General features: G+C 69.4%; 11 protein-coding genes and 1 riboswitch. Of the genes, 6 read left to right on the forward strand and 5 right to left on the reverse strand.

Going from position 1 to position 8,570, the window contains the following annotated elements; all coding sequences use genetic code 11:
* The 4 genes from G6021_RS05070 to G6021_RS05085 form a co-directional block, all read left to right on the forward strand.
* Nucleotides 1-247 (forward strand): GNAT family N-acetyltransferase (locus tag G6021_RS05070; RefSeq protein WP_182609655.1); only part of this gene is annotated, 247 nt, incomplete at its 5' end.
* A gap of 13 nt (nucleotides 248-260) precedes the next feature.
* A complete protein-coding gene (locus G6021_RS05075; protein ID WP_182609656.1) occupies nucleotides 261-1,061 on the forward strand; it encodes an exodeoxyribonuclease III in 801 nt (266 codons plus the stop codon).
* Between the two features lie 37 nt (nucleotides 1,062-1,098).
* Nucleotides 1,099-1,992, forward strand: a complete 894-nt coding sequence (ppk2, locus tag G6021_RS05080) for a polyphosphate kinase 2 (RefSeq protein WP_182609657.1) — start codon at nucleotides 1,099-1,101, stop codon at nucleotides 1,990-1,992.
* 76 nt (nucleotides 1,993-2,068) lie between these two features.
* On the forward strand, nucleotides 2,069-2,485 hold the full coding sequence (locus G6021_RS05085) for a CoA-binding protein (protein WP_182609658.1): 417 nt from the start codon (nucleotides 2,069-2,071) through the stop codon (nucleotides 2,483-2,485).
* A gap of 3 nt (nucleotides 2,486-2,488) precedes the next feature.
* Here the strand turns inward: G6021_RS05085 and G6021_RS05090 are convergent, their stop codons facing one another.
* The 3 genes from G6021_RS05090 to G6021_RS05100 all read right to left on the reverse strand — a co-directional run bounded on the left by G6021_RS05090 (nucleotide 2,489) and on the right by G6021_RS05100 (nucleotide 4,503).
* Nucleotides 2,489-2,926, reverse strand: a complete 438-nt coding sequence (locus tag G6021_RS05090; RefSeq protein WP_182609659.1) for a CD225/dispanin family protein — start codon at nucleotides 2,924-2,926, stop codon at nucleotides 2,489-2,491.
* A gap of 90 nt (nucleotides 2,927-3,016) precedes the next feature.
* Complete coding sequence (locus G6021_RS05095) at nucleotides 3,017-4,201, reverse strand: winged helix DNA-binding domain-containing protein (RefSeq protein ID WP_182609660.1); 1,185 nt, start codon at nucleotides 4,199-4,201, stop codon at nucleotides 3,017-3,019.
* A 5-nt stretch (nucleotides 4,202-4,206) separates the two neighbouring features.
* Nucleotides 4,207-4,503 (reverse strand): GNAT family N-acetyltransferase, encoded by a 297-nt coding sequence (locus G6021_RS05100; RefSeq protein WP_179523462.1) that lies wholly within the window; start codon nucleotides 4,501-4,503, stop codon nucleotides 4,207-4,209.
* Nucleotides 4,504-4,576: 73 nt separating this feature from the next.
* A riboswitch (TPP riboswitch) is annotated at nucleotides 4,577-4,691 on the forward strand.
* Here G6021_RS05100 and thiC point away from each other — a divergent pair.
* Nucleotides 4,687-6,390, forward strand: coding sequence for a phosphomethylpyrimidine synthase ThiC (gene thiC, locus G6021_RS05105; protein WP_187700455.1), 1,704 nt, complete (start codon nucleotides 4,687-4,689; stop codon nucleotides 6,388-6,390). (Overlaps the previous riboswitch by 5 nt.)
* A gap of 113 nt (nucleotides 6,391-6,503) precedes the next feature.
* Here the strand turns inward: thiC and G6021_RS05110 are convergent, their stop codons facing one another.
* On the reverse strand, nucleotides 6,504-7,268 hold the full coding sequence (locus tag G6021_RS05110) for an ABC transporter permease (RefSeq protein WP_179523463.1): 765 nt from the start codon (nucleotides 7,266-7,268) through the stop codon (nucleotides 6,504-6,506).
* Entirely contained in the window at nucleotides 7,265-8,179 is a 915-nt protein-coding gene (locus tag G6021_RS05115) for an ATP-binding cassette domain-containing protein (RefSeq protein ID WP_182609662.1), read from the reverse strand. Before G6021_RS05115 ends, G6021_RS05110 begins: the two co-directional genes overlap by 4 nt.
* Nucleotides 8,180-8,265: 86 nt before the next feature.
* Between G6021_RS05115 and G6021_RS05120 the strand changes: the two genes are divergently transcribed.
* Nucleotides 8,266-8,570, forward strand: a 305-nt coding sequence (locus tag G6021_RS05120) for a DUF1707 domain-containing protein (protein ID WP_182616964.1), incomplete at its 3' end; no start/stop codon positions are given.

The following is an 8,570-nucleotide window of genomic DNA, read 5'->3' on the forward strand; positions in this document are numbered from 1 at the left end:
CGCGGTCTCGTGCGTACAGACCGCCGACGCCCACCGGCGCCGCGGGCTCGCCGAGGTGGTCACCGGCGCGCTCGTCGCGTGGGGGCGGGCGCTGGGTGCCGAGGAATGTCACCTCCACGTGTTCGCGGACAACTCGGCCGGTCGCGGCCTGTGGGCCAAGCTCGGGTTGGCCCCGCATCACTCGATGCGTCACCTCGTCGTCGTCGAGGGTTCGGCTCCACGGTCCGCGCGATCCGACACGGGGTAATAGACTGCTCGCCATGCGCCTGGCCACCTGGAATGTGAACTCGATCAGAGCTCGACGGGACCGGGTCGTGGCCTGGCTGGAACGCTCCAACGTGGACGTCCTGGCCATGCAGGAGACCAAGTGCAAGGACGACCAGTTCCCGCACGAGGCGTTCGAGGAGTTGGGGTACCAGGTCGCCCACCACGGGCTCAGCCAGTGGAACGGTGTGGCCGTGGCCTCGCGGGTGGGGCTCGAGGACGTCCGGCTGGGCTTCGACGACATGCCCGGTTTCCACAAGGATCCCGAGGTCACGCAGGACCCGGAGGCGCGCGCCATCTCGGCGGTGTGCGACGGCGTCCGCGTCTACAGCCTCTACGTGCCCAACGGTCGCGAACTGGCGGATCCGCACTACACCTACAAACTCGAGTGGCTGGCCCGGCTCCGCGACCACGCCTCCGCCGAGCTCGCCGCCGACCCGTCCGCGCAGGTGGCGCTGGTGGGTGACTGGAACGTGGCGCCGCACGACGACGACGTGTGGGACATGGAGGTCTTCGACGGCAAGACCCACGTCTCGGAGCCCGAACGCCAGGCCTTCGCCGCCTTCGACGGAGCGGGCTTCCGCGAGGTCACCCGCGAGTACACCCCGGGCCCCGGCGTTTACACCTACTGGGACTACACCCAGCTGCGCTTTCCCAAGAAGCAGGGCATGCGCATCGACTTCCAGCTGCACTCACCGGAGTTGGCCGCTCGGGTGACGGGCGCGTTCATCGATCGCGAGGAGCGCAAGGGCAAGGGCGCCTCCGACCACGCGCCCGTCGTCGTGGACCTCGACTAGCACCGCCACCTCGTCTCAGCATCAGGAGCCCCCACCGATGTCCACGTTCCAACTCCGCCACTACATCGACCGGCTGCGCGCCGAGGGCTTCACCGTCCGCGACGACCACGGTGAGGACCCCGACCTCATCGACATCAACGGCAGGGCCGTGGACACGTGGCGGGAGAACTACCCGTACGACCACCGGCTGGACCGCAACCAGTACGAGGTGGAGAAGTACCTGCTGCAGATCGAGCTGCTCAAGTTCCAGAACTGGCAGGCCGAGTCGGGTCACCGGCACGTGATCGTGTTCGAGGGCCGGGACGCCGCCGGCAAGGGCGGGACGATCAAGCGGTTCACCGAGTACATCAACGTGCGACAGGCCCGCGTGGTGGCGTTGATCAAGCCCACCGAGACCGAGCTGTACCAGTGGTATTTCCAGCGCTACATCAGTCATCTGCCCACCCGCGGCGAGCTCGTGATGTTCGACCGGTCCTGGTACAACCGGGCCGGCGTCGAGCGGGTGATGGGGTTCTGCACGGACGCACAGTACGAGTCGTTCATGGAGCAGGCGCCCATGTTCGAGAAGATGCTTGTGGATTCCGGCATCGGACTGACCAAGTTCTGGTTCTCCGTCACCCGGGAGGAGCAGAAGACCCGGTTCGCGATCCGTCAGCTGGACCCGGTCCGGCGGTGGAAGCTCTCCCCCATGGACCTGGAGTCCCTGGACAAGTGGGACAAGTACACCGCCGCCAAGGAGGAGATGTTCCGGCGTACCGACACCGACTGGGCACCCTGGATCACTATCAAGTCCAACGACAAGAAGCGGGCGCGCATCAACGCGATGCGCCACTTCCTCAACCAGTTCGACTACCCGGAGAAGGACCCGCAGGTCGTGTTCGACCCTGACCCGAAGATCGTCCGGCGCGGCAAGGTCGCCGTCGGGGACTGACTGAGCCCGCGAAGGAAGATCCCGCGCACCGGGCCCGTCGGGGAATGTCTGCGCGACGCCGCGCATTGCACAGGGTATGAGCCACACGAATGATCCGACCGTCATCACGCGCCTGCTCTCGGATCGCGGGCGGTGGGCCGTGGTGGGCCTGTCCTCGAATGCCGGACGCACCGCGTACGGGATCGCCGCCTACGTCCGGGACCTGGGCCACGAGATCGTCCCGGTCCATCCGAAGGCCGAGACGGTCCACGGGCAGCAGGGATACCCGGACCTGGCGTCGGTGCCCGGGGAGATCGACGTCGTGAACGTGTTCGTCAACTCGCACCTCGCGGGCGGAGTCGTCGACGAGGCCATCGCCCGGGGGGCGAAGGCCGTCTGGCTGCAGCAGGGAGTGATCGACGAGGACGCCGCCCGGCGGGCCGCGGACGCCGGCCTCGATGTGGTGATGGACACGTGCCCGGCGATCGAAGCGCCGCGGGTGGGACTGATCTGACGATCAGAATCCGGACGCGGTCAGCCCCACCATGGCGATGATGAAGACGAAGTAGAGGACCACGAGTCCCCCGAAGATGGCCAGCGAGATGAGGCCCAGCTTCTTGGCGGAGGCGCTCGCGGCCTCGGCCTCGGCGTGGTGGCCGGCCGCCCACAGCGGGTAGACGTCCGCGGCGCGGGTCATCGCGACGAACGACAGCGGCCAGAAGAACAGCAGCGAGGCCACCGCCCACCCGATGTTCGACGGCGGGCCGGGTCGGGTGGCCCCGGGGGAGCCGGTGAACGCCCCGGTGCCCTGACCCCCGTAGCCGGGGTTCTGGCCGTACGAGGGTGCGCTCTGACCGTAGGACGAGTCCTGCCAGTAGCCGGACTCCTGTCCGTGGGACTGGCCCGCCCCGAACGGGGAGTCGGAGGGGGAACCGGGGTAGCTCGGGTTCGTCATGACCGAATCGTATCCCCGGAGTGAGGTCGGCCGAAACACCCTCCTCCCGAACGGACGGCCCCCATCCGACCGGTGCCGCGCGCGCCGCCGTCAGGTCGGATGCCTGCGGAACGCCCGCGCGATCCCCGTCGACTGCCGCCCGGACAGAGTCGCGAACGGCGCGGTCTCGATGCGACGCCGGCCGCCCGAGCCCACCGTTCTCCACGTGGCGACCACTCTGCTCCTGTGCACCACCGTCCTCCGGAACACACCGTTGTTGCCGGGAACGATCAATCCGGAGTGATCAGAGTCAACCGCGTGGGACCGGTCGCCGTAGCCGAGCAGGTATTCGTCGAAGCCCGGGAGCAGGAGTACGGCATCCGCGGACCGACCCGCAGCGGCCAGCCGATCAGGCGCGCCCGGGTCCATCCAGTAGGTGGCGCCGTCGAACGACACCGCCTCCAGCCGCCCGGACACCGCCTCCAGGGCGGGGCGGACGTCTCGCAAGGGCAGTCCGGTCCACCGTCGGAAGTCCTCGGCCCGCGCGGGTCCGTGTGATCGAAGGAACCTCTCGAGCCACTCCGCGACGGCCTGCTCGCGGGTGGGTGAACGTGGGACGACCCCGTTCGCTGCCAGCCACCGATCGTGGTGGGCGAAACCGTGCACAGGACCGTCGGACCCTGTGCTGCCGGACCCTGTGTTGCCGGGCCCTGTGTTGCCGGGTCCTGTCCCTTCGGACCCCGTGCCGTCGACCTGGCTGACCAGCCCGTCGACGACGAAGAGGTACAGCAGGTGGTAGCCGCGGCCCTCAGAAACCTCCACTCCCTCCGCCCGCCAGCGATCCTGGAGCTGGGCACGGGTCCGGACACGCGTCCCGGCGATCTCCTCGAGCAGAATTCTGTGAGCGCGGGCGATTCCGTCGTCGTCGACCCCGAGCGCGGCGAGCCGCCCCACCGCGGCAGAACGGGACCGCCCCGCGGCCACCCCGACCATCCACCCGAGGTCCTCACCGGGCACGAGGTGGAGGGTGCCGCGCATGGGCCACGAACGGACGACGGACCCGTCGGCGAGGGTTGCTCGGACGTCGCTGATCGTCGCGGGCCCGCCGTCCGGACCGAGGGAGCGCAGGGCGACCGATGCGAGGACGCCGGGCAGGTCCTGCCCCTGCATGCACGCCATCCACCGCACCGCCTCGGCGGGCGAGGAGCAGCGTTCCCCCACGAGCCGCTGGGAGGCCAGGCGGAGGCGGGCGAGATCCCGGCGGGTGACCGGAGTGGTCCCGGACGCCTCCCTCACCGGGGTCAGCGGGGGGCGACGAGGAGTTGGTACTCGGGGAAGCGGATGAGGAAGCGGCGGACATAGCTGCACACCGGCCGGATCTTGTTCCCGTCCAGACGCATCCGGGTGAGGACCAGACTGACCAGCAGGCGGGCGATGCCCTGCTGACCGAAGTGCTCCTCGATGACGGTGTGGAGAAGGATGTAGACCTCGCCGTCCTTCTCGTACCCCACCAGGCCCATGAACGTCTCGCCGTCCCACAGTTCGAACCGGTCTCTATCGGTGTTGTGGACCAACACCAGTGACTCTACTCGGGACATGGGGCTCCTTCGGCAGGGTGTGTTCCCCACGTGATGCTACTCGCCGGGGTACGCTCGCCCGGCACAATTTCATACTCGTCCACACGGGAGTCCGCTTCGGAGCGCGGGCTGAGAGGACGGCCAGCCGGGTCGTCGACCGTTGAACCTGTCCGGGTCATGCCGGCGTAGGGAGCAGTGAACATCATGGGCAGAAACACGTCCACCACCAGCGCAGACACCACCTCGATCGAGGCCGTGACCTGCGGCCCCATCCATTCCAGCAGCAAGTCCTACCTCGAGGTCCGGGCCGAGGGCAGCACCCTGCGCGTGCCCGTCCGTCGGATCTCCCTGACCAACGACACGACGTTCGACGTCTACGACACCTCCGGTCCGTACACCGGGTACGCCGACGCCGGGGAGTGCCACGACCTGGCCGCAGGACTGCCGCCCACCCGCGACGGCTGGGCCCACCCGGAGGCCGCGCCCGCCTCGGCGGAGGACCCCACGCCGGTGCGGACCCAGCTGGCCTGGGCCCGCGCGGGCCACATCACCCCGGAGATGCGCTTCATCGCCGCGCGGGAGGGGATCGACGTCGAGGTGGTGCGGACCGAGGTGGCGGCCGGCCGCGCCGTCATCCCGGCCAATCACCGCCACCCGGAGAGCGAGCCGATGATCATCGGCAAGCGCTTCCTGACCAAGATCAACGCCAACATCGGCAACTCCGCGGTCACCAGCTCGATCGCGGAGGAGGTCGAGAAGATGGTGTGGGCCTCCCGGTGGGGCGCGGACACCATCATGGACCTGTCCACCGGGCGGGACATCCACGAGACCCGCGAGTGGATCATGCGCAACTCCCCCGTTCCCGTGGGGACCGTGCCGATCTACCAGGCACTGGAGAAGGTGGGCGGTGATCCGACCGCGCTGACCTGGGAGCTCTACCGCGACACCGTCATCGAGCAGTGCGAGCAGGGCGTGGACTACATGACCGTCCACGCGGGCGTGCTCCTGCGGTACGTCCCGCTCGCCGCCAAGCGCGTCACCGGGATCGTCTCGCGCGGAGGTTCGATCATGGCGGCGTGGTGCCTGGCGCACCACCGCGAGTCGTTCCTCTACACCCACTTCGCCGAGCTCTGCGAGATCCTCGCGCGCTATGACGTGACGTTCTCCCTCGGGGACGGCCTGAGGCCCGGATCGATCGCGGATGCCAACGACGAGGCCCAGTTCGCCGAGCTCCGCACGCTGGGTGAGCTCACCGGGATCGCCAAGCGCCACGGCGTCCAGGTGATGATCGAGGGCCCCGGACACGTGCCGATGCACATGATCGTGGAGAACGTGCGGCTCGAGGAGGAGTGGTGCGAGGAGGCGCCCTTCTACACGCTGGGGCCGCTGGCCACGGACATCGCACCGGGTTACGACCACATCACCTCCGCCATCGGCGCCGCGCGGATCGCGGAGGCGGGTACGGCGATGCTCTGTTACGTCACTCCCAAGGAGCACCTGGGCCTGCCCGATCGCGACGACGTCAAGACCGGCGTGATCACCTACAAGATCGCCGCGCACTCGGCGGATCTGGCCAAGGGGCACCCCGGCGCACAGAGACGGGACGACGCGCTGAGCACCGCGCGGTTCGAGTTCCGGTGGAGGGACCAGTTCGCCCTGGCGCTCGACCCGGACACCGCGCTGGCGTACCACGACGCGACTCTGCCCGCCGAGCCCGCCAAGACCGCCCACTTCTGCTCGATGTGCGGTCCCAAATTCTGCTCGATGCGGATCTCCCAGGACATCCGGGACTACGCGGCCGAGCACGGGATGGAGACGGTCGAGGCGATCGAGGCGGGGATGGCGGAGAAGTCGGCGGAGTTCGCCGAACAGGGCTCCCGCGTCTACCTGCCGATCAGTCAGCACTGACCTTCCACAGGGCGTCCGACCCCCCGCGAGTCGGCCCAGCCCGCGAGTCGGCCCAGCCCGCGACGAGACGCGGCCCGGGTGTACCTACACCCGGGCCGTGTCGTGGGTGCCGCTCAGGCGTCGCGGCGCAGGGTGATTACCAGACCCGCGACCCACAGGGCCACGCAGACCGCCGCGTACCACGCGAACGCCGGCCACTCGCCCCACGTGATGAACCCGCGCGCGGTCTCACCCTGGGTCCAGAAGTCGCCGTTGGCGAACGGCATCCAGCCGGCGATGTCCTGCCCCACCCGGGGGATCAGGGAGACCATGCCCTCCAGCGCCAGCGTCCACACCAGGAACAGCGAGATGGTGCCGGCGGCGTTGCGCATGATGTACGCCAGGCCCATCACGGCGAGGGTGCCCACCGCCGCGTAGACGGGGAACCGCACGAGGTACGTCAGCCCGTCGCCCGAGAACGGGGTCCACGAGTCCAGACCGGACAGCGCCCCCGCGGCCAGCAGCGAGACCACCACCGCCACGGCGGTCACGACCATCGACATCACGGTGAACAGCGCCGTCTTGGCGAGCACCGCCGGCCACCGCGACGGTGAGGCGAGGAAGGTGGCCTTGTTCGTGTGGTAGCGGTACTCGCCGGTCACGGCGACGATCGCGGCGATCCACGCGAGGATGACGGTGAAGGCGCCGACTCCCAGGATCGCGAACAGCGGATCTCCCCCGCCGCCGGGTTCCCCGACGATCGGGTCCCCCGCCGAGGGCTGCTCGAACTGGCCGATGATCACGGCCAGGCCGAGGGCGAGGGCGATCCCCAGGCCGTACAGCCAGTAGGCGCTCTTGGTGGTGGTGACCTTGATCCACTCGGACTTCAGCAGGTTCATCGGGTGGTCTCCTGACCGTGGTACTCGACGTCCTGGTCGGTGAGCGCCATGAAGGCCTCCTCGAGCGACGCCCGCTTCTCGTGTAGTTCGTGGACGGTGATCCCCAGACTCGCGGCGAGGTCACCGACCCGGGGGGCGGGCAGCCCCTCCACGAGGAACACTCCGGCCTCGGGGTCGAACGTGGCGGTGATCCCCTCCTCCCGGGCGGCGGCCGTGAACTCGTCGACGTGCGGTGTCCGGAGGAGGACGGAGGACGTGGCCGCGGAGAGGAACTCCTCGACGGACGTCTGGGCGCGGAGCACCCCCCGACCGATGACGACGAGGTCCTGGGCCGTCTGTGCCATCTCCGACAGCAGGTGGCTCGACACGAGCACCGTCCGGCCCTCGGCGGCGCGGGCGTGCATGAAGCGGCGGATCCAGAGGATGCCCTCGGGGTCGAGACCGTTGACCGGTTCATCGAAGAGCAGCACCTCGGGGTCGCCGAGCATGGCGGTGGCCAGCCCGAGTCGCTGGCGCATTCCCAGCGAGTACCCGCCCACCTTGCGGCCGGCCACGTCGCTCAGACCGACCAGCGACAACACCTCGTCGACGCGGGTGGCCGGCAGACCACCCGCGGCGGCGATCATCTTCAGGTGTGCGCCCGCGGACCGGTTGGCGTGGGTCCAGGACGCGTCGAGCAGGCACCCGACGGTGTGGGTGGGCCGCTCGAGTTCCCGGTAGCGCCGGCCGTTGATCAGCGCCTCACCCGAGGTGGGGGTGTCCAGGCCGACGATCATCCGCATGGTGGTGGACTTCCCGGCCCCGTTCGGGCCGAGAAAGCCGGTGACGACGCCCGGCCGCACCACGAAGCTCAGGTCCTCGACCGCCGTAGCGGCGCCGAAGCGTTTGGTGAGATTGCGTACCTCGATCATGGTCTCCAGTGTGCCTGCCGGGGCGCGGGAAGCGGGCTCCTCCCACTCAGCTCCCGTACAGGTGTGTCAGGGCTTACCCTCGTCCCATGGATGACGCCCGCCCAGATCCCGGTCCCGAACTCCCGTCGATCCGTGCCTCGGACCACGAGCGTGAGGCGACGGCGAGGTTCCTCCAGCAGTCCTACTCGGAAGGGCGCCTGACCCTCGCCGAGTTCGACGAGCGGACCACCAAGGCCTACGGGGCCCTCTTCCAGTCCGACCTGGCCGAGCTCACCCGCGACCTGTCCCCCACCCGTCGCGACGGTGGGGCCGCGCCCGCGGCGCACCACGGGGCGGCACCCGCACGCAGGGTCACCGGCGGGAGCGGTCCGTCGACGTCCCTGGCGTTCAT

The sequence above is a fragment of the Dietzia sp. CW19 genome (assembly GCF_014145265.1).
GTDB lineage: Bacteria > Actinomycetota > Actinomycetes > Mycobacteriales > Mycobacteriaceae > Dietzia > Dietzia natronolimnaea.

Excerpts from the sequence above, each read along its gene's own strand:
- G6021_RS05075 (WP_182609656.1), top strand. The coding sequence starts at position 261 with ATGCGCCTGGCCACCTGGAATGTGAACTCGATCAGAGCTCGACGGGAC.
- ppk2 (WP_182609657.1), top strand. The coding sequence starts at position 1,099 with ATGTCCACGTTCCAACTCCGCCACTACATCGACCGGCTGCGCGCCGAG.
- G6021_RS05085 (WP_182609658.1), top strand. The coding sequence starts at position 2,069 with ATGAGCCACACGAATGATCCGACCGTCATCACGCGCCTGCTCTCGGAT.
- G6021_RS05090 (WP_182609659.1), bottom strand. The coding sequence starts at position 2,926 with ATGACGAACCCGAGCTACCCCGGTTCCCCCTCCGACTCCCCGTTCGGG.
- G6021_RS05100 (WP_179523462.1), bottom strand. The coding sequence starts at position 4,503 with ATGTCCCGAGTAGAGTCACTGGTGTTGGTCCACAACACCGATAGAGAC.
- thiC (WP_187700455.1), top strand. The coding sequence starts at position 4,687 with ATGGGCAGAAACACGTCCACCACCAGCGCAGACACCACCTCGATCGAG.
- G6021_RS05110 (WP_179523463.1), bottom strand. The coding sequence starts at position 7,268 with ATGAACCTGCTGAAGTCCGAGTGGATCAAGGTCACCACCACCAAGAGC.
- G6021_RS05115 (WP_182609662.1), bottom strand. The coding sequence starts at position 8,179 with ATGATCGAGGTACGCAATCTCACCAAACGCTTCGGCGCCGCTACGGCG.